At 71.7% G+C, this 24,449-nt stretch carries 25 protein-coding genes; 11 read left to right on the plus strand and 14 right to left on the minus strand.

Annotation, left to right across the window (positions count from 1 at the left end):
- Positions 1–68 precede the first annotated feature (68 nt).
- The gene (locus KIK09_RS09470) at positions 69–620 is read left to right on the plus strand and encodes a TetR/AcrR family transcriptional regulator (protein WP_214318354.1); all 552 of its coding nucleotides are present in this window, start codon (positions 69–71) and stop codon (positions 618–620) included.
- Between the two features lie 88 nt (positions 621–708).
- Entirely contained in the window at positions 709–1,869 is a 1,161-nt protein-coding gene (locus KIK09_RS09475) for a cytochrome P450 (protein ID WP_214318355.1), read from the plus strand.
- Here KIK09_RS09475 and KIK09_RS09480 read toward each other — a convergent pair.
- Positions 1,852–2,226, minus strand: coding sequence for a cupin domain-containing protein (locus KIK09_RS09480; protein ID WP_214318356.1), 375 nt, complete (start codon positions 2,224–2,226; stop codon positions 1,852–1,854). The genes KIK09_RS09475 and KIK09_RS09480 overlap by 18 nt on opposite strands.
- Positions 2,226–3,164: a branched-chain-amino-acid transaminase gene (gene ilvE / locus KIK09_RS09485; protein WP_214318357.1), complete on the minus strand. Its 939-nt coding sequence runs from the start codon at positions 3,162–3,164 to the stop codon at positions 2,226–2,228. The genes KIK09_RS09480 and ilvE overlap by 1 nt, the downstream gene beginning before the upstream one ends.
- 99 nt (positions 3,165–3,263) lie before the next feature.
- Here ilvE and KIK09_RS09490 point away from each other — a divergent pair, with 99 nt between their 5' ends.
- The 3 genes from KIK09_RS09490 to KIK09_RS09500 are packed head-to-tail and all read left to right on the plus strand — an operon-like array spanning position 3,264 to position 6,679.
- Complete coding sequence (locus tag KIK09_RS09490; RefSeq protein WP_214318358.1) at positions 3,264–4,175, plus strand: LysR family transcriptional regulator; 912 nt, start codon at positions 3,264–3,266, stop codon at positions 4,173–4,175.
- A gap of 39 nt (positions 4,176–4,214) precedes the next feature.
- Positions 4,215–5,522: an ATP-binding protein gene (locus tag KIK09_RS09495; protein WP_214318359.1), complete on the plus strand. Its 1,308-nt coding sequence runs from the start codon at positions 4,215–4,217 to the stop codon at positions 5,520–5,522.
- Positions 5,519–6,679, plus strand: coding sequence for a tetratricopeptide repeat protein (locus KIK09_RS09500; RefSeq protein ID WP_214318360.1), 1,161 nt, complete (start codon positions 5,519–5,521; stop codon positions 6,677–6,679). The genes KIK09_RS09495 and KIK09_RS09500 overlap by 4 nt, the downstream gene beginning before the upstream one ends.
- Here KIK09_RS09500 and KIK09_RS09505 read toward each other — a convergent pair.
- From KIK09_RS09505 to KIK09_RS09515, 3 genes are all read right to left on the minus strand, one after another.
- Positions 6,676–8,133: a serine/threonine-protein kinase gene (locus KIK09_RS09505; protein WP_308163995.1), complete on the minus strand. Its 1,458-nt coding sequence runs from the start codon at positions 8,131–8,133 to the stop codon at positions 6,676–6,678. The two genes, KIK09_RS09500 and KIK09_RS09505, sit on opposite strands and share 4 nt — an antisense overlap.
- 170 nt (positions 8,134–8,303) lie before the next feature.
- Complete coding sequence (locus KIK09_RS09510) at positions 8,304–9,545, minus strand: MFS transporter (protein ID WP_214318361.1); 1,242 nt, start codon at positions 9,543–9,545, stop codon at positions 8,304–8,306.
- Positions 9,546–10,059: 514 nt separating this feature from the next.
- A complete protein-coding gene (locus tag KIK09_RS09515; RefSeq protein ID WP_214318362.1) occupies positions 10,060–10,665 on the minus strand; it encodes a TetR/AcrR family transcriptional regulator in 606 nt (201 codons plus the stop codon).
- Between the two features lie 45 nt (positions 10,666–10,710).
- Here KIK09_RS09515 and KIK09_RS09520 point away from each other — a divergent pair, with 45 nt between their 5' ends.
- Positions 10,711–11,013: an antibiotic biosynthesis monooxygenase family protein gene (locus KIK09_RS09520; protein WP_214318363.1), complete on the plus strand. Its 303-nt coding sequence runs from the start codon at positions 10,711–10,713 to the stop codon at positions 11,011–11,013.
- Here the strand turns inward: KIK09_RS09520 and KIK09_RS09525 are convergent.
- From KIK09_RS09525 to KIK09_RS09540, 4 genes are read right to left on the minus strand one after another with little or no spacing between them, the layout of a single operon-like run.
- Positions 10,999–12,171 (minus strand): ABC transporter permease, encoded by a 1,173-nt coding sequence (locus tag KIK09_RS09525; protein WP_214318364.1) that lies wholly within the window; start codon positions 12,169–12,171, stop codon positions 10,999–11,001. The two genes, KIK09_RS09520 and KIK09_RS09525, sit on opposite strands and share 15 nt — an antisense overlap.
- Positions 12,168–12,830 (minus strand): ABC transporter ATP-binding protein, encoded by a 663-nt coding sequence (locus KIK09_RS09530; RefSeq protein WP_214318365.1) that lies wholly within the window; start codon positions 12,828–12,830, stop codon positions 12,168–12,170. Before KIK09_RS09530 ends, KIK09_RS09525 begins: the two co-directional genes overlap by 4 nt.
- A complete protein-coding gene (locus KIK09_RS09535; protein ID WP_214318366.1) occupies positions 12,827–13,828 on the minus strand; it encodes an efflux RND transporter periplasmic adaptor subunit in 1,002 nt (333 codons plus the stop codon). The genes KIK09_RS09530 and KIK09_RS09535 overlap by 4 nt, the downstream gene beginning before the upstream one ends.
- Positions 13,825–14,277: a hypothetical protein gene (locus KIK09_RS09540; RefSeq protein ID WP_214318367.1), complete on the minus strand. Its 453-nt coding sequence runs from the start codon at positions 14,275–14,277 to the stop codon at positions 13,825–13,827. The genes KIK09_RS09535 and KIK09_RS09540 overlap by 4 nt, the downstream gene beginning before the upstream one ends.
- An 89-nt stretch (positions 14,278–14,366) precedes the next feature.
- Between KIK09_RS09540 and KIK09_RS09545 the strand changes: the two genes are divergently transcribed.
- Entirely contained in the window at positions 14,367–15,020 is a 654-nt protein-coding gene (locus tag KIK09_RS09545; RefSeq protein ID WP_214318368.1) for a response regulator transcription factor, read from the plus strand.
- Complete coding sequence (locus KIK09_RS09550; RefSeq protein ID WP_214318369.1) at positions 15,020–16,168, plus strand: sensor histidine kinase; 1,149 nt, start codon at positions 15,020–15,022, stop codon at positions 16,166–16,168. Before KIK09_RS09545 ends, KIK09_RS09550 begins: the two co-directional genes overlap by 1 nt.
- Here KIK09_RS09550 and KIK09_RS09555 read toward each other — a convergent pair.
- The 4 genes from KIK09_RS09555 to gadC are packed head-to-tail and all read right to left on the minus strand — an operon-like array spanning position 16,095 to position 20,541.
- Positions 16,095–17,354 (minus strand): ion channel protein, encoded by a 1,260-nt coding sequence (locus KIK09_RS09555; RefSeq protein WP_308163996.1) that lies wholly within the window; start codon positions 17,352–17,354, stop codon positions 16,095–16,097. The two genes, KIK09_RS09550 and KIK09_RS09555, sit on opposite strands and share 74 nt — an antisense overlap.
- Entirely contained in the window at positions 17,351–18,685 is a 1,335-nt protein-coding gene (locus KIK09_RS09560; protein WP_214318370.1) for a dipeptidase, read from the minus strand. Before KIK09_RS09560 ends, KIK09_RS09555 begins: the two co-directional genes overlap by 4 nt.
- Before the next feature lie 3 nt (positions 18,686–18,688).
- A complete protein-coding gene (locus KIK09_RS09565; RefSeq protein WP_214318371.1) occupies positions 18,689–19,132 on the minus strand; it encodes a hypothetical protein in 444 nt (147 codons plus the stop codon).
- Entirely contained in the window at positions 19,129–20,541 is a 1,413-nt protein-coding gene (gene gadC / locus KIK09_RS09570; RefSeq protein WP_214318372.1) for a glutamate/gamma-aminobutyrate antiporter GadC, read from the minus strand. Before gadC ends, KIK09_RS09565 begins: the two co-directional genes overlap by 4 nt.
- A 137-nt stretch (positions 20,542–20,678) precedes the next feature.
- Here gadC and KIK09_RS09575 point away from each other — a divergent pair, with 137 nt between their 5' ends.
- Genes KIK09_RS09575 through KIK09_RS09585 form a run of 3 tightly spaced genes read left to right on the plus strand, consistent with a single transcriptional unit; the run spans position 20,679 to position 23,934 of the window.
- Positions 20,679–21,527, plus strand: coding sequence for a fumarylacetoacetate hydrolase family protein (locus KIK09_RS09575; RefSeq protein ID WP_214318373.1), 849 nt, complete (start codon positions 20,679–20,681; stop codon positions 21,525–21,527).
- Positions 21,527–22,444 carry a VOC family protein gene (locus KIK09_RS09580; protein ID WP_214318374.1) on the plus strand — a complete coding sequence of 306 codons (918 nt, stop codon included), beginning with the start codon at positions 21,527–21,529 and terminating at the stop codon, positions 22,442–22,444. The genes KIK09_RS09575 and KIK09_RS09580 overlap by 1 nt, the downstream gene beginning before the upstream one ends.
- A 5-nt stretch (positions 22,445–22,449) precedes the next feature.
- On the plus strand, positions 22,450–23,934 hold the full coding sequence (locus KIK09_RS09585; protein WP_308163997.1) for an FAD-dependent monooxygenase: 1,485 nt from the start codon (positions 22,450–22,452) through the stop codon (positions 23,932–23,934).
- Here KIK09_RS09585 and KIK09_RS09590 read toward each other — a convergent pair.
- The gene (locus KIK09_RS09590) at positions 23,888–24,322 is read right to left on the minus strand and encodes a hypothetical protein (protein WP_214318376.1); all 435 of its coding nucleotides are present in this window, start codon (positions 24,320–24,322) and stop codon (positions 23,888–23,890) included. The two genes, KIK09_RS09585 and KIK09_RS09590, sit on opposite strands and share 47 nt — an antisense overlap.
- Between the last annotated feature and the right edge of the window lie 127 nt (positions 24,323–24,449).

Consider the following 24,449-nt stretch of genomic DNA (forward strand, 5'->3'; position numbering starts at 1 on the left):
ACCTCCAGAAGAGAGAAGTCTCTGTGTTGGCCAACATATAAGATGGTGTTGAGCATAGGAGTTTCGGTATGGGTGCGAGACGAGAACAGACCAGCCGCGAGAGCCGGGACCTGATCCTGGCGGCGGCCGCGGAGCTGTTCGCGGAGAAGGGATACCGGCAGACCACGTTCGCGGACGTGGCCGAGCGGTCGCAGATCAGCAGGGGGTCGATCCCCTGGCATTTCGGCAGCAAGGAGGGCCTGCTGCTCGCCGTGCTCGAGCATTCGGTGGAGCAGCTCAACGACCGGATGCACGAGGATTCCGCCGGGCTCGACGAGATGCTCGACGGTGCGATGGGCTACCTGCGGCTGCCCATCTCCAAGCTCTTCGTCACGCTGCTGGTGGAGGCGCTCGAGCCGGACTCACCGATCCACGACCGCTACGTGGCGATCCAGGACGCCCTGCGCGAGCGCATCAGGGTGTGGGCGGAGCAGCGCCCGCTGCCCGAGGGCGTCACGGCGGACGCGCTGTCGGTCGCGGTCATGGGCGCGCTGATCGGCATCCATCAGCAGTGGCGACTCTCCCCCGACAAGATCGACCTCGGTGAGGCGTTCGGCGCCCTTCGCGTGCTGCTGCGCTAGGCGCACACTGTGCGCTCTTGCGCACATTAATCCTCACGCGTACGCTGTTCGCATTCGAGAACTTCGTGCGCGTGAGAGGAATGCCGACATGGTGAAGCTGCCCACGGAACGCTCCGCTGGATGCCCCTTCGACCCGCCCGCCGAACTGCGCGGCTTTCCGCCGATCACGCGGATGAGCTACCCCGACGGGCACGAGGGCTGGCTGGTGACCGGGCACGCCCTGGCCCGCGCGGTGCTGGCCGACCGGCGCTTCAGCTCCAGGTACGAGCTGATGCACTACCCGCTGGCCGACATCGGCGAGATGCCGCCGGCGCCCGTGGGCGACCTGACCGGCATGGACGCGCCCGAGCACACCCGCTATCGCAAGCTGCTCACCGGCAAGTTCACCGTCCGCCGGATGAACCTGCTCACCGAGCGGGCCGAGCAGATCACCGCCGAGCACCTGGACGCGATGGAGCGCGGCGGCGGACCCGTCGACCTGGTCCAGGTCTTCGCCCAGCCCATCCCGGCGCTGATGATCTGCGAGCTGCTCGGCGTGCCGTACGCCGACCGCGAGAGCTTCCACCGCCACGTGAAGGCCCTCAGCGGGGCCGACGCCACCCAGGAGGAGCAGTTCGCCGCCTACACCGCGATCCGGGACTACGTCCGCGAGCTGGTCGAGGCCAAGCGCGCGCAGCCGACCGACGACCTGCTCAGCGACCTGACCACGACCGATCTCACCGACGAGGAGCTGGCCGGGGTCGGCGGCTTCCTGCTCGGCGCCGGGCTCGACACCACCGCCAACATGCTCGCGCTCGGCACGTTCGCCCTGCTGCGGCACCCCGACCAGCTGGCCATGCTGCGCGCCGACCCCGGGCTGACCGAGCAGGCAGTCGAGGAGTTGCTGCGGTACCTGACGATCGCCCACACCGGCGCCCGCTCGGCGCTGGAGGACGTCGAGCTCGACGGCCACCTGATCAGGGCCGGAGAGACCGTGACGGTCTCCATCCAGGCCGCCGACCGCGACCCCGCCAAGTTCCCCGACCCCGACCGGCTCGACCTGCGCCGCCAGGCCACCGGCCACCTCGGCTTCGGCCACGGCATCCACCAGTGCCTGGGCCAGCAGCTGGCCCGCGTCGAGATGCGGGTGGCCTTCCCCGCGCTGCTGAGCCGCTTCCCGACGCTGCGGCTTGCCGTGCCGGCCGAGGAGGTGCCGATGCGCCACGGCCTGGACGTCTACGGCGTCTACCGGCTACCGGTCACCTGGTGACGGCCAGCGCGGCGGCGCGTGCGGGGCGAGCTCGAACCCGTCCCAGTCGTCGCGGATCGGGGAGAACGCCTCCACCACCACCGCGCCGTGCGGCCCCGCCTCCACCTCGTGCGGCACGTCGGCCAGGATCCGCCACGTGCCGCCCGGCCCGAGCTCGCGCTTGTCGTCGCCGACGCGGAACGTCAGGCTGCCCTGCAGGCACAGCCCCAGCTGCTCGTTGGGGTGGCGGTGCTCGGGCACCACGCCGCCCGGCGGGATCTCCACCACCGACAGCGTGAGCTTCTCACCGTGCACGACGCGGGCCAGCACGTCGTTCCAGATCCGGGTGGGCTGGATGTCCTCGAGCTTGCGCAGCATTACCGTCCTCCGTACACAGGGATGGTCCATTCGTGATGCCGCCCGTCCCGGCGGCACGAGATCGCTCGCAGGGCGTCCTGTACGGCGAGCGTCACCGCACCCGCCTCCCCGCCGCCCACCGGCCGCCCGTCGACCTCCACGACGGGCGCGACCAGCGCGGCGGTGCCGCACAGCAGGGCCTCGTCGCAGGAGTACAGCTCGGAGCGCTGGACGCGCCGCTCCACGGTCGGCATGCCGTGTTCCTCCATCAGCAGCCGCATGACCTGGCCCCGGGTGATCCCGGCCAGGATGTCGTCGCTCGGCAGCGGGGTGATCCACTGCTCGCCGTACCTGAGCAGGATGTTGGACGTGGTGGCCTCGGCCACGTGGCCGTCGGCGGTCAGCATGATCGCCTCGTCGTAGCCGGCCCGGATGGCCTCGGTCTTGGCCAGGGCCGGGCCCACGTAACCGCCGATCACCTTGGCCCTGTTGGGCATCGTGGCGTCCGGGGTGCGGCGCCAGGAGCTGACCATGCAGCGCACGCCGCGCTGGTCGATGTAGTCGGCGGGCATCGGGGTGGCGGCCACGCACAGCCGGACGCCCGAGTCGTGCATCCGCACGCCGAGCTGCTCGCCCGCCTGGAGCAGCAGCGGGCGCACGTAGGCGTCGCCGCGCACCTGGTTGCGGCGCAGCAGCTCCGCCGTCACCTCGACCAGGCGTGCAGGGGTGTGGTCGAGCGCCAGTCCGAGGATGCGGGCCGAGCGGGCCAGCCTCTCGTAGTGCGCGAGCGCCTCAAGCAGGTAGAGCTCCCCCTGGACGGCGTTCCAGCCGGCCCTGATGCCCTCGAACGTGCCGGTGCCGTAGGAGACGACGTTGGCCAGCACGCTGAGCCGCGCCTCCTTCTCGGGGACGAAGGCGTCGTCGAGGTAGACCTCTTCGTAGGGTGTGCCGAATCGCATGCCGTTGACCTCGGCTTTCTTGTGATCCAAGGCCAATCTAGGAATCGCGAGCATTAAGCACAATCGACACCTTCTTAAGGCAGGATTTAGCGTCGCCGTATGCTCGACGTCTCCAGGCTCCGGGTGCTGCGCGAAGTCGCCAGGCACGGCTCGCTCACCCACGCCGCCACCGCGCTGTCCTACACGACCTCCGCGCTGTCACAGCAGATCTCGGTCCTGGAGCGCGAGGCGGGCACGCGCCTGCTCGAGCGGCACGCCCGCGGCGTGCGCCTGACGGAGGCGGGCCGCGCCCTGGTACGGCATGCCGAGCGGATCCTGGCCGAGCTGCGCGCCGCCGAGACCACCCTGGCCGCGATCTCCGCGGCGGAGGGCGGGCGGCTCAGGTTCGGCTCGTTCACCACGGCCAACGCCACGCTCATGCCGCAGGCCGTACGGGCGTTCGTGCGCGCGCACCCCCGGGTGGAGGTGGAGCTCGTCGAGGCCGACAGGGACGAGGCGATCGCCGCGGTGCAGGCGCACGAGCTGGACCTGGCGCTCGTCTACGAGTTCCCCGTCGTCCCCATGGACGTCCCCGACGGCGTCGAGGTCGTCCCGCTGATGACCGACCCCCTGCACATCGCCCTCCCGCCCGGCCACCGCCTGGCCTCACGCAGCCGGATCCGCCTGCGCGACCTGGCCGAGGAACGCTGGATCCAGGGCGTCCACCACGGCTCCACCATGGACGTCCTCCCGCGGGCGTGCAGGGAGGCGGGCTTCGAGCCCAGGATCGCCTTCAGGACCGACGACCAGATGACCGTCCGCGGCCTGGTCGCCGCCGGACTCGGCGTCGCCCTCGCCCCGTTCCTCACCCTCTCGGCGACCGGCCCCGACCTGGTCGTACGACCCCTGAGCGAAAGATCGCTGACCAGAACCGTGATGACCGCCACCCCCGCGGGCACCTACCGCCTGCCCGCCGCGCTCGCGATGATCGAACAACTCGAGGCAACCGCGCGCGATCTCCAGGACGCGTAGTTTAGGTTCGACCGAAACCGCGACAGAAGGGACGGGCACGTGCTGGACGATGCCGGCCTCCAGGCGCTCCGCGAGGCGGCCCGCCTGTCTCCCGACAACCTCCCGCTGCGCCGGCACCTCGCCCAGCAGCTGCTCGGCAAGGGGTACCTGGCCGAGGCCGAGGCTGAATACCGGGCCGCGCTCGTGCTGGCGCCCAAGGATCCCGACATCATCGCCGGGCTGGCCGAGGCGTTCGTCCGGCAGAGCGCGCACGGCGCCGCGCTGTCGGCGCTCGAGCCGTTCCTGTCCGAGCCGGGCCACCCGCCCGTGCTGGGGCTGCTGGCCGCGCGGGCGCTGCTCGGCGAGGGCGACACCGCCAGGGCCGCGCAGCGCTACCAGGACGCCGTGACCCGCGACCCGTCCCTGGCCGACCCCGACCTGGCCGCCCGCCTCACGCTGATCCCCCAGGCGGCCCCCGCACCCGTGGTCGACGACAACGTCGAGCACTCCGGCGTCCGCTTCTCCGACGTGGCGGGGATGGACGCCGTCAAGGAGTCCCTGCGGATCAAGCTGCTGCTCCCGCTCCAGCAGCCCGAGCTGTTCAAGGCGTACGGCAAGCGGGCCGGCGGCGGCGTGCTCCTCTACGGCCCGCCGGGAGCGGGCAAGACCCACCTGGCCAGGGCCGCCGCGGGCGAGCTCGGCGCCTCGTTCGTGAACGTCGGCCTGGCCGACATCCTGGACATGTACGTCGGCTCCAGCGAGCGGAACCTGCATGCCACGTTCGACCTGGCCCGCCGTAACCGCCCGTGCGTGCTGTTCTTCGACGAGGTGGACGCGCTGGCGGCCCGCCGTTCCGACATGCGGCAGGCGCACAGCCGGCAGCTGGTCAACCAGTTCCTGGCCGAGCTGGACGGCGTGGACCAGGACGCCAACGAGGGCGTGCTGGTGCTGGCCGCCACGAACGCGCCCTGGTACATCGACGTGGCCTTCCGCCGTCCCGGGCGCTTCGACCAGCTGGTGTTCGTGCCGCCGCCCGACGCCGCCGCCCGCTCGGCGATCCTGCGGATCCTGTGCCGCGACAAGCCGCTGGCCGAGATGGACTTCGACGCCGTGGCCAAGATCACCGAGGCTTTCGTCGGCGCCGACCTGAAGGGCGTGGTGGACCGCGCGGTGGAGGCCAAGCTGCAGCAGTCCATCGCCGCCGGCCGCCCGATCCCGCTGTCGACGGGCGACCTGCTGGCCGCCGCCAAAGCCGTCAAGCCCACCGCGGTCCGCGAATGGCTGGCCACGGCCCGCAACTACGTGCTGCACGCCAACGACTCCGGCGCCTGGGACGAGCTGATGCCCTGGATCAAGGGCAAGTGGTGAGCGATGCGATCCAGCGGGCCAGGGCCCTCCTGGAGATGCGCCGCCCGGCCGACGCCGAACGGGAGGCGCGCGGGGTCCTGGCCACGGAACCGCACCACGTCACCGGGCACGCGTTCCTGGCGCTCGCCCTGGTGGAGCAGGGACGCGCGGCCGAGGCGATAACGGAGGCCGACGAGGCGGTCCGGCTGGCGCCTGACGCCTGGTTCCCGCACTACGTGGCCGGGCAGGTGCTCTACCGTGCCCGCCAGACCGATCGGGCGCTCGGCGCGCTGGAGATCGCGCTGTCGCTGTCTCCCGAGTACGCGCCGACGTGGGAGTTGCTGGCTCGCACGCAGTTGCTGCGCGGTGAGTGGCCGCGGGTGGTCGAGGCCGCAGGGCGCGGGCTCGCCCTCGACCCGGAGGACAGCGACCTGGCCGGGCTGCTGGCCCAGGGCTTGATCATGCTGAGGGACCCGGGTTCGCTGGAGGCGGCGGCGCGAGCCGTACGGCTCGATCCTGAGAGCGCGACCGCGCACCTGGTCCTCGGGCGGGCACAACTCGCCTTCGGCGATGCGCGGCTCGCGGCCGACGCCTTCCGCGAGGTGCTGCGGCTGGATCCCGGGTTCGACCCGGCCAGGGATCTGCTGGTGACGGCGCTCAAGCGGCGTAACCCGGTCTACCGGGGGCTCGAGCGGCTGGCGGCCAAGTACCGGGGCGGGTGGCGGATGGTGTTCCTGCTGCCGGCGATCCCGCCGCTCATCGCGGTCTTCGTGCTGATCGCGGTGCTGCACTGGGCGGCGTGGGTGGCCGAGGGCCTGACCACGCTTCGGCTGGCCCGCAGCCACCTGCTGGAGCGCGCGGAGTCTCGCCTGGCGCTGACCTGCTGCGCCCTGCTCGCGGCGGGCGTGTCCGTGCTCGTGCTGGGCATCGCGCTCGGCCTGCCCGCCCTCGGCACCGCGGGCGTGGCGCTCATGGCCCTGGTGACGCCCGTGCAGGAGGCGGCCCACACCAGCGCCCCCGCGGGCCGCGCGATCCTGTACGCCTGGGCCGCTCTGGTGCTCCTCACGCTGACTCTGGCGGCGGTGCGCTCCTGGCCGAGCATCGCCCTGCTGGCGGTCTACGCGGCGCTGGCCACGATCTGGCCGGCGGCCGGCGTACGGCGAGCTCTGCGAGCCTAGGACGGATAGGTCCTGATCACCTTGCCGTGCGCGTCCGCGACGAGATAGCCCGTGCGGTGGTCGTCGCCCACGTAGACCATCATGAACGGGCTCTTGCCGAACAGCGGAGCGAACCCGGGATCGATGACCAGGTAGTGGGCGGTGGGCTTGCGCACGCCGAGTATCTTGTCGGCCTTGCGGAACAACGCGGGGACCGTGTTCCAGTCGAAACTGTTCAGATCCACCAGCGGATCGGTGATCTTGCCGCCGTTGCTCTGCTTGTTTGCCGTGCCGTCCCTGAAGAAGAAGGTGTCGTAGACCTCCTTGTCGGTCTTGACCGGTGCCTCGAAGGAGGCGTAGGTGGGGTAGGCGGTCAGGCTGACGACCTTGGTGCTGCCGGTGAGCCGCTTCACCTGGGCCGTCAAGGCCTGCATCCCCGCAGCCGTGTGCAGGTTGACCTGCTGCGGTTGCTCTGTCGGCTGCTCTGTCGGCTCGTCGGACGCCGACTGCTTGGGGACCGAGGCCGACGGCGGGGTGAAGGTCGGGCCGGGGTCGTGGGCCTGCGTGCGCGGGATGAAGTTCCAGCCGAGCACGCCCAGCGCCACGACCGCCGCCACACCCGCCGTGCTCACTCCGATCGCCAGCCCGCGCTTGGGCCGCGGCCGCATCGGCATGGTCACGGAGCCGGTGAGCACCCCGGCGAGCATCCGGTCCAGGCTGTCGGGATCGGGACGCTCGGCCGGGTCGCGGCGCAGCAGCGCGGCCAGCACCGGCGCCAGCGGGCCCGCCCGCTCCGGCTGCGGGATCTCGCCCTGCAGCACCGCGGCCAGCGTCGCCATCATGGTCTGCCGGCGCATCGGGTTGCGGCCTTCCACGGCCACGTACAGCAGCATCCCCAGCGACCACAGGTCGGAGGCGGGGTTGCCCTCGTAGCCGTTGACCCGCTCGGGCGCCATGTACTCGGGCGACCCGATGAACGAGCCGGTCGCCGTCAGGCTCGGCGTCTCTCGCACCGCCGCGATCCCGAAGTCGGTCAGCACCGACGAACCGTCAGGACGAAGCAGCACGTTGGCCGGTTTCACGTCGCGGTGCAGGATGCCCATGGCGTGCGCGGCCCGCAGCGCCGACAGCACCTCCCTGCCCAGCCTGGCCACCTCGTGCGGCGGCATCGGTCCGTAGCCGAGCCTGTCCTGCAGCGAACCGCCCTGCACCAGCTCCATGACGATCCACGGGAACTGGTCGTCCACGATGTGATGGATCGTCACCACATGCGGGTGGTTCAGCCGCGCCAGCGCCTGCGCCTCGCGCAGCACCCGCCCCCTGATCTGCTCGGCCATGCCGTCGGAGTCGGGCGGCCGCACTTCCTTGATCGCGACCTCACGGTGCAACGCGAGGTCGCGGGCCCGCCACACGAGCCCCATCCCGCCGCCCCCGAGCCTTTCGACCAGCTCGAACCGGCCGTCAATGATGCGCACCGGACGAGGCTACTGGTGGGGATATTTGTCAGGAAATCAATCCTGTACGGCAAGCCACCCCACCGGCCGCCCGCCGCCGTTCGCTGAGGACCCGCCCCCGGCGCTCCCGGCGAGTCGGTGCCGCTGACCCGCCGTCACGGCGCCCGATCGTCGTGGCTCCCGGGCTCCGGTCAAGGCGTTGTCATGATCCGTGGGCGCCGGGGAAGCAGGAACGGGGTCGCCAGGATGAGCACGCCGGCGATCGCGACGGCGATGCGGGGGCCGGTCACTCCGGCCAGCAGTCCCCAGAGGGCGGTCAGCGCGGCGACGGTGGCCCTGCTGGTGACCGTCCAGGCGGACAGCGTCCTGGCGACCCGGTCCGTGGCCGTCTGCTCGAGCCGGTAGGTGGCCAGGATCGGGTTGAACACGCCCGCGCAGGTGATCAGCCCGAGCTCAATGGCCATGACGAGCACCAGCCCCGAGGTGCCCGGGTGGACGAAGGCCAGCCCAAGCGACCAGCAGGCGCGCAGCGACCCGGCGACGAGCATCACCCTGTGCTGCCCGAACCGCGCGACGAGCCTGCTGGACAGCCGGGACCCGACGAGCCCACCGACACAGGGCGCCGCGAAGGCCAGGCCGTACTGCCAGGGGGTGAACCCGAGCGGGCCGAGCATCATGACCGCCAGCAGCGGCGCGGTCGCCATGATCAGCCCGTTGACCAGGATGTTGTTGAACAGCAACAGCCGCAGCGCCGGGTGGGTGAGGATGTAGCGCCATCCTTCGAGCAGTTCCCCGGCCCTCATCCGCTGCCCTGGTGCGGTGGCTCGCTCGGGGCGGGGCTCGCTTCCGCCGATCGCGCGGATCCCGATCGCCGAGAGCAGGTAGCTGAGCGCGTTGGCGACCACCGTCGTCACCGGGCCGAGCAGACCGATCGCGGCACCTCCCAGCGGCGGGCCGATCACGCTGGCCGTCCACATCGTGCTCTCGAACCGCCCGTTCGCGACGAGCAGGTTCTCAGACCGCACGAGCACCTTCAGGTACGCGCCACTGGCCGCGCTGAACGCGATGTCGCACGCGGCGACGATCACCGACACGACCAGGAGCTGGGCGAAGCTGAGCCGGCCGAGCACGTACGCGGCCGGGATCGTCATCAACGCCGCGAACCTCGCCACGTCCATCGAGACCATCACCGGCCGCTTGCGCCGGAACTCCACCCACGGCCCGAGCGGCACCGCCACCACGGCCCCCACCGCCAGCCCCACCGCCGCCAGCGCCGACACCTCGGCCGGCCCCGCACGCAGCACCAGAACCGCGATCAGGGGAAACGAGTCGAACGCCAGCCACGTCCCCAACGTGCTGACCGCGAACGCCGCCCACAACCACGCGAAGTCCCGCCCCAGCCCCCGCCGCACTGCCTGCCGTGTGTCCCCCATGCCCGCCCTTCGCCACAACCCCGCGTAGACCAGCGGCCATCAAAGCGAGCCACGAGCACCGAATCAAACAACCACCACCCCCCACCCCACAACCACACGTTGTAGCCCCACCCAACACGCCCTTGAACACCTCCCCCCGCCCCACAGTCAGGGCGCGGGCACACTCCCAGACGCCGGGCCCGGGGTTACCCGCAGGCGCACTCCCAGGCACAGGGATCACGCGCTCCCAGGCGCAGGACCGGGGCTACCACGCTCCCGAGCGCAGGAACGCGGCTACCACGGGCATGCCTTCAGGCGTAGCCGCGGGCACGCCTCCAGGCGCCGGGTCGGCGGGATGGTGTGCGGCGGAGGTCGGCGCCGTGTACGGCGGAGCAGCCGGGACCGTGGTGCCTGGGTTACGAAACGCCGTTGCGGCGAGGTAGTGGCATCGACTCGCCGGACGCGCCGGTCGCGGCCCCTCAGCGCACGACGGCGGGCGGCCGTTGGCGGAGGCCCGCCGTACAACAGCCAGAAGTTAGCGGAGATCAGAGAGAGAGGGTGGGACGTCGCCGCCGAGGGCGCGCCAGACCAGGGCGGCGGTGCGTTCGGGCCAGTGGGGTGGGACTTCGGCGCCGGCCAGGGCGCGGCCGTACCAGGCGCCCGTGCACATCGTCAGGGCGACCTCCAGGTCGGCGTCCGGGGAGATGCGGCCGAGCTGGCGGGCGCGTTCGAGGATGGCGAGCAGGCGGCGGCGGCGCGGGGCGATGACGCGGGCGCGGTAGCGGGCCAGGACGTCGGGGTCGGTGGTCTCCTGGAGCATCGTGCCGACCAGCGACAGGCGGCCCGGCCTGGAGACGCCCTGCTGGAAGTCCGTGAGCTCGGCGACGAGGGCGGTGAAGGGGTCGTCGGCGGGCTCGGCCTGGCGTTTGTCCTCCATGGCGGCGACCGCGGCGGCGGCGAGCTCGGCCTTGCCCGGCCAGCGGCGGTAGAGGGCCTGGCGGGTGGTGCCCGCCTCCTCGGCGACCGCGGCCAGGGAGACGCCGACGTAGCCGTACAGGGACAGGTGGCGGCTCACCACGTCGAGGATCCGGGCGTCGATGGCGGAGTCCCTCGCCCGGCCCTTCCGTGCATTAGCATCCACATCTGTATTGTATTGAAAACCGACCCCTCAGGAAAGGGACCCACCGTGGTCGTCGAATACATCCGTTACACCGTAACCGCGGACCGTGCCGCGGAGTTCGAGCAGGCCTACAAGGCGGCCTCCGCCGTGCTCGACGATGACGAGCACTGCCTGGCCTACGAGATCTCCCGGGGCGTGGAGGAGCCGGAGCACTTCGTGGTGCGCATCGAGTGGGACTCCGTGGAGGGCCACGAGCAGGGTTTCCGCCGCAGCCCTCGCTTCGGTGAGTTCTTCCAGGCCGTCAGGCCCTTTTTCGACCAGATCGACGAGATGAAGCACTACGAGGTGCGCCAGTCACACCGTCCGTAGCGCCTCGGTGGGCGACAGCCGCGCGGCCCTGATCGCGGGCAGCAGCCCCGCGATCGCGCCGATGGCGACCGCGGCGCCCAGGCCGCCCGCCCAGGCCTGGGCGGGCACCATGACGTCCCACTGCTTGGCGCTGGCGTAGGCGACGGTGGCCAGCACGCCGGCGGCGACGCCCGCCGTACCGCCGAGCACGGCCAGCACGATCGCCTCCGCGAGGAACTGCGCGCGGATCTGGCCGCGGGTGGCGCCGAGCGCGCGCCGCAGGCCGATCTCCGAGCGCCGCTCCAGCACCGAGATGATCATGATATTGGCCACGCCGACGGCGCCCACGACCAGCGCGACGGCGCCGAGCCCGAGGAAGAGGCTGTTGAAGGCGCCGCTGGCCGCCGCGCGGGCGGTCAGGGCGGCCGAGGGGCGGCTCACGTCGACCTCGTTCGGCGACTCGGGGTTGACCGCCCGCGCGAGCACCTGCTGGACCTCGCGCACCCGGCTGGTGTCCGATCGTACGTAGATCGTGGTCGGCGGCGCGTGGGTGAAGTACCGGCGCGCCGCCGGGTAGCCGATCAGCACGCTCGCGTCGATCTCCGGCGCGAGCGTCGCGGGCCGCAGGATCCCCGCGACGTAGAACCACTGGCCGCCGAGCCAGACGCGCTGGCCCGGGTGGACGCGCGCGATGCCCAGCCGCTCGGCAGCGGCCGAACCCAGGACCGCGACCGGCTGGGTGGCCGTGGCGGGGTTGAGCCAGCGGCCCTGCGCCACGGAGGTGGCCACGACCGGCGGCAGGTTCAGGCTGACGGCCCTGACCTGCAGCGCGTTGGTGTTGGCGGTCGGGATCAGCGGGCTGCGGTAGACCTTGGCCGAGCTGATCGTGCCCGTGTCGGCCACCTGCTCGACGGCCTCCACCCGCGACAGCCGCGCGGGCGCGGCGGCGGGCAGTTCGGCGCTCTCGCCGGTGATCGTGCGTCCGGTGCTCGCGGTCAGCAGGTTGGTGCCCAGCCGGTCGATCTCGGCGAGCAGCCCGGCCTGCGAGGAGGACGACAGTCCGAGCACGGCCACGATGGCCGCCACCCCGATGGCGATGCCCAGCGCGGACAGCGAGGCCCGCAGCGGCCGTGCCCGCAGCCCGACGCCTGCCACGCGGGCGTGATCGGTGAGCCTCATGACGGCATGATCCTTCCGTCGAGGACGTGCACCTGCCTGGGCAGCCCGGCGGCCAGCCCGGCGTCGTGGGTGATCATGACGATGGTGGCGCCGCCGGCGTTCAGCTCGCGCAGCAGCCGCATGATCGAGGCGCCGGTCTCGCTGTCGAGATTGCCGGTCGGCTCGTCGGCCAGCACGATCGCCGGCCGGCCCACCAGGGCCCTGGCGATCGCCACCCGCTGCCGCTGCCCGCCCGACAGCTTGCCGGGGCGGGAGCCCGCCCGGTCGGCGAGCCCGACCCGTTCCAGCGCCTCGGCGGCCCTGACTCGCCGTTCCCTGACGTGGACGCCGGCGTACAGCAGCCCGTCGGCCACGTTCTCCAGCACGCTCGAGTGCTCGGCCAGGAAGAACTGCTGGAAGACGAAACCGATCCGCCGGGCACGCAGCCCGGCCAGCGCCCGGTCGTCCAAGGCCGCCACATCGACCCCGCCGACCCGCACGGTGCCGCCACTCGGCCGTTCCAGCGTGCCCATCACGTGCAGCAGTGTGGTCTTGCCCGACCCGGACGGGCCCACGATCGCGACCAGCTCGCCCTCCTCGACCGAGAAGCTCACCCCGCGCAGCGCGGCCACCAGCCCGTAGGTCTTGGTCACCTGTTCCAGCTGAAGGACCGTGCTCATGTCGCCGGCACCACCACGCGCTGCCCGGGAGCCAGGCTCCCGATCACCTGGACGAGCCCTTCGGCGTCGTCGAAGAGGCCCAGCCGTACGGGGACGAGCCGGTGGTCGTCAGTCTCCACCGCGTATCCGCCGCCCGCCCGCACCACCAGCGCCGTCACCGGCACGATCAGCGCGTCCTTCACCCCGCCCGTGGTGATCTCCACCTGCACCGGCGCGTGGTCGAGCGCCCGCGCGTCCCGCGGTCGCCGCAGGGTGACGTACACCGGCACGGTCGAGGTCGAGGCGGCCACCGTGCCGATCCCGCTGACCGTGCCCGGCGTGACGCGACCGGACGGCAGCGTGATCCGTACCTTGTTCCCGGTCCTGACCTCGGCCTGCTGTGCCGGGTTGAGGTTCACGGTGACCTGCCGCCCCGTCGAGGTGGCCGTCGCGATCGGCGTGCCGGGCGCCGCGGTCATGCCGAGCTTGACGCTCACGGTGCCGATCCGCAGCGGCCCCGGCATGATCACCGCCTCGCCCAGCTTCAGCGTCCCGGTCACCTCCGCGCCCACGCGGTCCTGCAGCTTCCGCACCGCTGCGCGGGTCCGCCGGCCGAAGTACCCGGACGAGCCGCCCAGCAGCGCCCGGTTGAGCTGCCGCACGTCCCGCCCGCTGTCGCCCTCCGACAGGTCCCGGTACGGCGGGGCCGTCCCGCACAGCAGCACGACCGGGGTGTCGCCGACCCGGTAGAGCGGCTTGCCGCAGCCGACCTCCTGACCCGGCTCGGGCAGCTTGGTGTAGATCCCGGAGGCCCGGTTCACCACCGACCGCGGCGCGGCGTAGGACAGCGTGCCGGTCTGGTTGACCTGCGACGACAACTGCCCCTTGCGCACGGTGGCCAGCCCGGTCCGCACGCTCGCCACCGGCTGCGGCCTGGCCCGGGCGCGGAACGGGTCGGCGACGACGACCGCGGCGGCCCCCGCGATCACCACGGCCAGCACGACGAGCAGGGCCTTCACGGCCCGCCGCCCGGCATGTACTGCTTGCAGGCCGTCATCGCGGCCTTGAACTGCGGCGTGTTCGGATCGACGCCGTCGATGAGCAGGTTGCCGTCCTTGGGGTCGGGGAAGTTCTTCACGCCGTGCTCGCGCATGCAGGCGGCGAACTTCAGCATCTGCTTGACCTGCTGGTTGTCGGCCGATCCCTGCTGGGTCCCGGCGGGGGCGAGGTTCTTGCATGCCGCCTGGGCGGACTTGAACTGCGGCGAGTTCGGATCCACGCCGTCCTTGCCGTAGCGGATCTCCAGGCGGCCGTTGACCGGGTCGGGGAAGTTGGCCACGCCGTTGGAGCGCATGCACTGGGCGTACTTGACCTGCGGGTCCTCCGTGTCGCCGGATTTCGCGGCAGGTGGCGTGCCGCAGGCCGTGGCCAGGATCGCGACGGCCGCGAGCGTTCGTGTCAGGTTCATGCCGCCGTTTCTACGGATCCGGGCGTCACAGCCGGGTCCGGGATTCTGTGACCAGGGTGTGACCGGTGTCCGGCATATCCTCGTCAGGCATGAGGGTGCTGGTGGTCGAGGATCACCCGGAGCTGGCCCAGTCGGTGGCCAGGGTGCTGCGCAGGGAGGGGATGGCGGTCGACCTGGCGGGCGACGGCCGGGCCGCGCTCGACCGCACCGGGCTCATGGACTACGACGTCGTGGTGCTGGATCGGGATCTGCCCGGCGTGCACGGCGACGAGGTCTGCGCCCACCTGGTCGAGCACGCCCCGCGTACCCGGGTGCTGATGCTGACCGCGTCGGGCACGCTGGCGGAGCGGGTCGAAGGGCTCAGCCTCGGCGCCGACGACTACCTGGCCAAGCCGTTCGCCTACGCCGAGCTGGTGGCCAGGATCCGGGCACTGGGCAGGCGCTCGCAGCCCGCGCAGCCGCCCGTGCTGGTCCACGGCGACCTGCGGCTGGATCCCGCGCAGCGCTCCGCCACCCGGGCAGGGATGCGGCTGGCGCTGACACCGAAAGAGCTGGCCGTGCTGGAGTACCTGCTGGCGGCGCGCGGACGGGCGGTGCCGGCCGAGGAACTGCTCGAACGGGTGTGGGACGAGGCGGCCGACCCGTTCACCACGACGGTCAAGGCGACGATCAACCGGCTGCGGGCCAAGCTGGGCGAGCCGCCGCTGATCGAGACCGTGCCGCGCGGCGGCTACCGCATCTGATGCGCCGCAGCATCCGCCTGCGCCTGACCGCGCTCTACAGCGCCGTGTTCGCCGCCTCGAGCGCGGTGCTGCTGGGCATCACCTACCTGCTGGTGAGCCGCACGGCCGGGGTGGTGCTGTTCGGCGTCGGCGCGCCGGACCGAATGGGCGGCCCCGGCGACACCTTCCATCGGCAGGCGCCCGCGCTTACCGGCGTGGCGCAGCGGCTGCAGGCCGAGGCCGAGCGGCTGCGCGAGGCGGTGCTGCACGAGGTGGTCACGCAGTCGGGGATCGCGCTGGCCATCATGATGGTCGTCTCGGTGGCGCTCGGCTGGCTGGTGGCAGGGCGGGCGCTGCGGCCGATGCGCGCGATGGCCTCGGCCGTCCGCGACATCTCCGCGCGCAACCTGCACGAACGGCTGGCCGTACGGGCGCCGCACGACGAGGTGAAGGACCTGGCCGACACCGTGGACGGGCTGCTGGGCAGGCTGGAGGCGGCCTTCGACGCGCAGAAGCACTTCGTCGCCAACGCCGCGCACGAGCTGCGCACGCCGCTGACGCTGGAGCGGGCACTGCTGGAGGAGACCCTCACCGACCCGGGGGCCACGCCCGCCGCGCTGCGCGCCACCTGCGAGCGGCTGCTGGCGCTCAGCCAGGAGCAGGACCGGCGGCTGGAGGCGCTGCTCGCGCTGGCCGCCGGCGAGCGCGGGCTGGAGCGCAGGGAGCCGTTCGACCTGCGGGCGCTGGTGGAGCGGGTGGTGCTGGCCCGTCCCGATCCCCGGATCACGGCCGAGCTCGCCCCGGCGGCGGCCGCGGGCGACCCTGCGCAGGTGGAGCGGCTGGTGGCCAACCTGGTGGACAACGCCGTGCAGTACAACGTGCCCGGCGGCCGCGTCGAGATCGCCACCGGGACCGCGGACGGGCGCGCGGTCCTGTCGGTGGCCAACACCGGTCCGGTGATCCCGGCGGATCAGGTCGGGCGGCTCTTCGAGCCGTTCCAGCGGCTGGACACCGAGCGGACCTCGCGTGACGGCGGGCACCACGGGCTCGGGCTGTCGATCGTGCGGGCCGTCGCGGTGGCGCACGACGCGGTGATCACGGCCCGGCCTGGCCCGGAGGGTGGTCTGGTGGTGGAGGTCCTCTTCCCGGGGCAGGCGCGTGCTCGATGACCTGCATCGGGGGCTTGCCGCTCACCAGCAGCCAGGCGGGCAGGATCATGATGATGGCCAGCGGCAGCAGCTCGATCTGGCCCACGACCGCCACCGCGGTGAACAGGCTGAGCCAGCCCTGCTGCGTGATCACCAGGACGAACCCGAGCACGCCCGCCGTGGCCCCGACCGCCGACGGGATCGCCGGCACCAGCGCGTGGGCCAGCAGCCCGAACGCGACCCCCAGGAAGACCGAGGGGAAGATCCGCCCGCCGCGGAACCCGGAGGTGGCGGCCACGATCAGGGCCACCAGCTTCACCAGGACGATGAGTGTCAGCTGCCCGGCCGAGTGGGAGCTTGCCGCCAGTTCCTTGGCCTGCTCCAGCCCCTTGAACAGGGTGATCGGCCCGCCGATCACCCCGAGGACGCCCAGCACCAGCCCGCCGAGCCCGGCCATGAGCACCGGGTTGGGCACGGCGTGGAAGAAGCGGTGCAGGTGCGGGAACGCGTACACGCCCGCGAGGGCCAGCAGCACGGCCACGACCGCGACCGCCGACCCCGTCACCAGGTCGAGCACCTGGAACCCGGGGTAGGCGGGCAGCCCGATCACGAGATCCTCGCCGGCGAGCGCCTTGGTGGTCAGCGACCCGGCGCCGGCGGCCACCAATGGCGCGAACAGCCGGTCCCACAGCGGGATGTCCTGATCGCCCGTCCGCACCTCCGACAGCATGAGCGCCGCCGCGACCGGCGTGCCGAACAGCGCCCCGACGGTGCCCGATACGGCCATGCTCACCCAGAGCGGGGTCGCCAGCTTCGGCAGCAGGCGGGCGCCGAGCCCGGCCGCGAGCCCGTTGTTGATCGCGACGATCGGGTTCTCCGGGCCGAGGCTGACGCCACCGGCCAGCGTGATGATCGCCGCCAGCGCCACGCTGGGCAGCATGGGCATCGGGTCGGGCGGCGCGACCAGCGACTGGGTCGCCGGGTCGGGGCCCGCGTGCCCGGGCACCTTCCACAGCACCAGGCCGGTCAGCACGCCGGCCGCGGTGAGGACGACGATCGTCCACCACCAGGCGGTCGGCTGCCACACCACGTGCTCGATGAACGTGGACACCTTGGTCAGCGCCATCAGGATCAGGGAGGCGGCGATGCCCACCACCAGGGCGGGCACCACCAGTGGCAGCAGCCTCTTGGCCGGGGGCGAGATCACGATCCGTATCGCCGTAGGAAGAGGGCCTGGGTGAGCGCCATGTCGGCGATCTCGCCGGGATCCACGCTCTCGTTGGGCGCGTGGATGAGCGTCTGCGGTTCCTCCACGCCCATCAGGATGATCTCGGCATCCGGATAGGTATCGGCGAAGATGTTGCACAGCGGGATCGACCCGCCCTGCCCCAGTTCGGCGGCCTCCACCCCGTAGGCCTCCTTCATCGCCTCGAACAGCATCCGGTAGGCGGGCCCGTCGGTCTTGGCCAGGAACGGCTGGCCGGTCTGCTCGGGCTCCACCGTGACGCGCACGCCCCACGGCGCCACCGAGGTCAGCTGCGCGCTGAGCGCCCGCATGGCGGTTTTGGCTTCGATGCCGGGCGGGACCCGCAGGTTGAGCCTGGCCCTGGCTCTGGGCTGGATGGCCGCGGCGGAGCCGACCACCGGCGGGCAGTCGATGCCGAGAACGGTCAGCGCGGGCCTGGCCCACAGCATGTCCGACACGCTGCCCGAGCCGAGCAGCCGCTCGCCGTCCAGGACGTGGGCGTCGGTGAAGAAGGCCCGCTCGGGGTACGGCGCGCCGTCCCAGACCTGGGTGTTGTCCAGCCCCTTGATCGTGGTGTTCCCCTGCTCGTCGCGCAGCGTGGACAGCATGTGGATGAGCGCGGCCAGGGCGTCGGGGGCGGCCCCGCCGTACATGCCTGAGTGGATCTCGGTGCTCAGGGCCTCCACGGTGACGACCACGTTGGCGATGCCGCGCAGGCTGACGGTGACGGCGGGCTTGCCGACGGCGGCGTTGCCCGTGTCGCAGACCAGGATGGTGTCGGCGCGCAGCAGGTCGGCGTGCTTCGGGACGAAGTCCTCCAGGCCGCCCGTGCCCTGCTCCTCCGAGCCCTCCACGATCAGCTTGAGGTTGACCGGCACGTCGTCGCCGAGGGCGCGCAGCGCGGTCAGGTGCACGAGGATGTTGCCCTTGCAGTCGGCGGCGCCCCTGCCGTACCAGCGGTCGTTCTTCTCGGTCAGCTCGAAGGGCGGGGTGTGCCAGGCCTGCTCGTCCAGCGGCGGCTGCACGTCGTAGTGGGCGTACAGCAGCACGGTCCTGGCGCCGGCGGGTCCTTGGCGCCTGCCGTACACGGCCTTGCTGCCGTCGGAGGTCTCGTGCAGGTCCAGGTCGGTGAAGCCGACGTCGGCGAAGGCGTTGAGCACCCACTGGGCGGCCTTCTCGCACTCCTGGGGCGGGAACTGGCGCGCGTCCGCGACCGACCTGAAGGACACCAGCTCGGTCAGGTCGCGTTTGGCCCGCGGCATCAGCCCGGCGATCCGTTCACGCAACTCCATGGCTCACCCCTCGAGCTTCAGCGTGCTGACGAACTGGGCGAACTTCTGGGCCTCGTCCGGGCAGTAGACCTGCAGGACCAGTTGCTCGGCCTTGACGACGTTCGGGTGGGCGATGATCGGCCGGACGCCGGGTCCTGCGGCCCCGTTGACGAGGCCGGCCCGGAGCAGGCCGTAGGCCAGCGCCGCGTTCGGCGACGCGCAGACCGGGCCGCCGTCCTCGCCGAGCACCCGGACGATCTGGTCCTCCTGCGGCACGGGCAGCCCGGCCGCCTGCAGCGCGCTCTGCAGTTCCTTGGCCTTCTGCTCGGCGCGGAAGGTGGCGTTGGCCTTGTGCGTCCCCCACATGATCAACATGATGAGCAGCCCGATCAGGATCAGCAACGCGGTGCACCCGTAGATCAGCCATCTCCTGCCAGGGTTGTAGTCGGCCGATGCCCGGTGCGTCATGGCTGGGTCCTCCACGACGGTTTGCTCAGCTTGATCAGCAGGTACGGCACGGCCAGCCCGACCAGCACCAGCCCGCCTCCCACGATCAGCACGTACACCAGCGGGCTGCCGGACCCGAACTGCGAGGGCGGCACGAACCCGATGAGCATGGCCGCCAGCGAGGCGGCGAACCCGACCACGCACAGCAGGGTCAGCGCCGGGGCGCGGTAGCCGCGCGGGTGGTCGGGCCGCTCGCGGCGCAGCTTGACCGCTGCCACGAACATCAGCAGGTAGACCACCAGGTAGATCTGCGTGGTGATCACCGACAGGATCCAGTACGCGCTGGAGACGTTCGGGATCAGCGCGTAGAGCAGCGCGATGATCGTGGTGACCACGCCCTGCGCGACCAGGATGTTCTGCTGGACGCCGTGCCTGTTCAGTTTCTGCAGGACCGGCGGCAGGTAGCCGCCCTCCCGGCTGATCAGCAGCACACCCTTGGAGGGCCCGGCCAGCCACGTCAGCATGCCGCCGAGCGAGGCCGTGATCAGCATCAGCCCGAAGACCGGCGTCAGCCACTGCACGTCGAAGTGCGCGAAGACGGTGTCGAAGGCCTGCATCACGCCCGCGGTCAAGCTCACGCTGCCGGCGGGCACCACCCAGCTGATCGCCAGCGCGGGCAGGATGAAGATCAGCAGGACCAGGCCCGTGGCCAGGAACATCGTCTTGGGGAACTCCCGCGCGGGGTTCTTGAGGCTGGAGACGTGCACGGCGTTCATCTCCATGCCCGAGTAGGACAGGAAGTTGTTCACGATCAGCACCAGGCTCGCGATGCCCGTCCACGGCGGCAGGAGGTGCGCGGCGTTCATCGGCGCGGCCGACGGGTTGCCCTGGGCCAGGAACACGATGCCCAGCAGCACCAGGACGGCGCCCGGCACGAGGGTCCCGATCACCAGGCCCGCGCTGGACAGCCCGGCGACGGTCTTGGTGCCCTGGCTGGAGACCCAGACCCCGGCCCAGTAGAGCACGACGATCACGATGGCCGTGTAGACGCCGCTGGCGGCCAGCTGGGGATTGATGACATAGGCGAGCGTGCTTGCCACGTAGGCCAGCAGCGTCGGGTAGTAGAAGATCGTCATGGCGAACTGGCACCAGACGGCCAGGAAGCCGAGCGGCTTGGAGCTGAGCCCCTCGGCCACCCAGTTGTAGACGCCGCCGGACCAGCCCGAGGCCAGCTCCGCGGAGACCAGCGCGGTGGGCAGCAGGAACAGGATGGCCGGGACCACGTACAGGAAGATGCAGGCCAGGCCGTAGATGGCCATGCTCGGGGATGAGCGCAGGCTGGCGACCGAGCTCGTCGTCATGAATGCCAGGGCGACCCAGGAGATCCAGGCGGTGGTCGTCGGCTTGGCCTTCATGTCGGTAGAGCTCACGCATACCTCCCGTATCGGGAAGAACATCCCCCTTCGTCTTCCATGGGAGCCGCGCGAGTAGGCAAAGGTTCTTGACGCTCCAAGCCACGGAGGAGCATTATCACCGTAATCATCATACTGAATTAGGGAGGCTTGTCGTGCGCGTGGCGAATCTGAAGGGGCGGTTGGTTCTGGTCCAGGACGGCCTGGCCGTGGACGTGGAGCAGGCGAGCCAGGGCCTCTTCGGTGCCGATCCGCAGGCCATCTACGAGCGCTGGGCCGAGTTCCGCGCCTGGGCCGCCGAGGCCGCGCTGCCCGGCGGGGAGCCGATCGATCCCGAGGATCTGGGGGCTCCGGTGCCCACGCCGCGCCAGGTGTTCGCCATCGGGCTGAACTACCGGGACCACGCGGCCGAGTCGGGCTTCGCGGTGCCCGAGGGGCTGCCGCCGGTGTTCACCAAGTTCGTCTCGGCGATCACCGGGCCGGTCAGCGAGGTGAGGCTGCCGCCGGGCGGGAACACCGACTGGGAGGTGGAGCTGGTCGCCGTGGTCGGCTCCCTGGCCAGGAACGTCGCCGAGGAGGACGTCTGGGGGCACATCGCCGGGCTCACCGTGGGCCAGGACCTGTCCGAGCGCATCTCGCAGTTTGCCGGGGTCGCGCCGCAGTTCAGCATGGGCAAGTCGTTCCCCGGGTTCGCGCCGACCGGGCCGTGGGTGGTCACGCCCGACGAGTTCGCCGACCCCGACGACCTGACGCTCGGCTCGGCCATCAACGGCGAGGAGGTCCAGAAGGGGCACACCCGGGACCTGATCTTCTCGATCCCGGCGCTCGTGGCGCGGCTGTCGGCCCGGCTGCCGCTGCTGCCCGGCGACCTGATCTTCACCGGCACCCCGGCGGGCGTCGGCATGGGACGTACCCCGCAGCGGTGGCTGGCGCCCGGCGACGAGCTGGTCAGCCACGTCGAAGGGATCGGCGAGCTCCGTCAGAGGTTCGTGGAAGGACAGTGATGGCCCTGCACCGGCTGATCTCCGTCACGATGGGCGTGCCCGACGTGGCGGAGACCGCGGCCTACTACACCGACTTCGGCCTGCGCCCCGACGGCGACGGCTGGTTCGCCACCCGGGACGCCGGGCGCCAGCTGCGCGTCGTCGCGGCGCCCACCCGGCGCCTGGTCGAGCTGCGCGTCGCGGCCGACAGCGCCGACGACCTGTCCGCCGCCGCCTCCCGGCTGTCCCGGCTCAGCGTCCCGCACGAGCTGGGCGAGACCCTCACGGCGGTCGAGCGGGTCACGGGCGTGCGGGCGGTGCTGGAGGTCGCGCCTCGGCTGGTGCAGGACACCGTGGCGGCCACCACCTACAACGGGCCAGGCAGGATCGAGCGGACGGGCGCCCGCGCGCCCGGAATCCTGCGGGCCGAGCCGGTGCGGCCGCGCAAGCTGGGCCACGCCGTGGTCGGCACGACCGACTTCGCGACCACGACAGCGTTCTTCCGCGACGGGCTCGGGTTCCTCACCAGCGACCTGATCAAGGACGCCGGAGTCTTCCTGCGCTGCTCGACCGACCACCACAACCTGCTGGTCCTGGCCGCGCCCGTCAGCTTCCTGCACCACACCTCGTGGCAGGTCGACGACATCGACGACATCGGCAGGGGCGCCCGGGCCATGCTCGAGGACCACCCCGAACGGCACGTGTGGGGGCTGGGCAGGCACCACGCCGGGTCCAACTTCTTCTGGTACCTGAAAGACCCGGCGGGCAACTTCTCCGAGTACTACTCGGACATGGACTGCGTCCTCGACGACCAGCTCTGGACGCCCGAGACGCTGGAGGGCGCCAAGGGCCTGTTCAACTGGGGTCCACCGCCGCCTCCCTCGTTCCTGCGCCCGGACGACCTGGCGGCGCTGATGTCCGGGGCGCACAGCCGGTGACGCCCGTGCTGATCGCCGGGGGCAGCCCCGTCGGGCTGGCGACCGCCCTCGAACTGGCCCACCACGGCGTGCCGAGCCTGGTCGTGGAGCCGCGCGAGGAGGTGTCCTGGCTGCGCCCGCGCGCCAAGACCACCTCGGCGCGGAGCATGGAGCTGTTCCGCCGCTGGGGCGTGGCGGCCACCATCCGCGAGCGCGCCCCGCTGCCCGTGGCCTGGTCGGACGAGGCGGTGTTCGTCACCGGCCTGCTCGGCCAGGAGATCACCCGGTTCGACCGCTGCTTCGGGCTCGACCTCGCCGGCGACGACCGGGCCGCCGAGCCCGGGCAGCAGGTGTCGCAGCCGCTGGTCGAGCAGATGCTGCGGGAGGCGGTGCACGCCTCGCCGCACGCCCGCCTGCTGACCGGGCGGCGGGTCACCGGGATGCGCGAGGACGCCTTCGGGGTGTCCGTCACGCTCGACTCCGCCGAGGTGATCCGGGCGTCCTACGTGGTGGGGTGCGACGGGTCGCGCAGCGTGACCAGGGAGGCCATCGGCGCCCGCTATCTCGGGCGGGCCGACTCGCGTCCCAACCTCAACATCGTCTTCCGCGCGCCGGGGCTGGCCGAGCGGGTTCCGTTCGGGCCCGCCGTCCATTACTGGGTCCTGCATCCGTCGCAGCCGGGGCTCGCGGGCAGGCTGGACCTGGAGGAGACCTGGTGGTGCATCGCGCAGGGGGTGACCTCAGGCGACCCGCTGGAGATCATCCGCAACCTGGCCAGGGCCTCCTTGGACGTGGAGGTGCTGGCCACCGATCCGTGGACGGCGCGGATGCTGCTCGTCGACCGCTACTCCAGCGAGCGGATCTTCCTGGCGGGCGACTCCGCGCACCAGAACCCGCCCTGGGGCGGGCACGGCTTCACCACCGGCATCGGCGACGCGGTCAACCTCGGCTGGAAGCTCGCCGCGGTGATCAACGGGTGGGCGCCGCGCTCGCTGACGGCCACCTACGCGCTGGAACGGCGGCCGATCGCCGAACGGACCATCGCCGAGGCCGCACGCAACATGGCCACTCTCGCGCCGGAACTGTCCCATCCCCGGCTGGACTCCCCCTCCGTACGGCAGAGCGTCGCGGAGGCCGTGCAGCGGGCCAAGGACTCCGAGTTCCACAGCCTGGACCTGGTGCTCGGCTACACCTACGACGGTTCGCCGATCGTGTCAGGCGACGGTGCGCGGCTGCCGCATCGCTGGCTCGGGCCGGGTGACTCCCTCTACGACCACCTCGGGCCGGAGTTCACCATCCTCGGCCGCGAGGTGGACGGGTTCGTCAAGGCCGCCGCGGACGAGGGCGTCCCGCTCACGTCCTACGACGACGGCCTGCCCGGGCTGCGGCTCGTCCGGCCCGACCAGCACGTGGCCTGGTCGGGACCGGACGACTCGCATGCCCTCGAGATCCTGCGGATGGCGATCAGTCGGGCGCCCAGTACTTCTGCAGGACCTTCTCCATCCGCCTGACCACCGGGCTCCACGTCTGCGTCAGCGTGTACCGGCTGACGTGGCGCCCGCGGTAGGTCAGCGTGTACTTCAGGAAGTCGGCCCCCTGCGGCTGCGCCTCGTCCTTGCCGAGCTTCAGCTGCTTCAGGCTCCCGCGCAGCCCGCGCCACTCGGCCCCGGTCAGACACTTGTCGATCACGGGACCCGTCCTGCGGCTCAGCCGCACACACCCGTTGGTGTACACGACCACCCGGTCCTGCAGCCCTGCGAACCCACCCTGCTCCCGCAGCTCAACCAACACCTTCTTCCGTACGGCTACCGCCGCGCCATCCGCCTGCGCCGGTGCTCCTACGCCGATGCTCAGCGCGACCACGCCGACCGCGAGCACTCCGATCCGCCACGTCTTCATACTCCTTTGGACGCATGAGATCGCCGATCCGCTCACGGATCGGGCAATCTCCCGCATTTACCCTGGTGAGACGTTGTGGGCGATCTCACGCTCCTAGCCTCGCGAAGCGGACGGGACCGCGGCGGTC

The organism is Nonomuraea sediminis (assembly GCF_018531495.1).
Classification (GTDB): domain Bacteria; phylum Actinomycetota; class Actinomycetes; order Streptosporangiales; family Streptosporangiaceae; genus Nonomuraea; species Nonomuraea sediminis.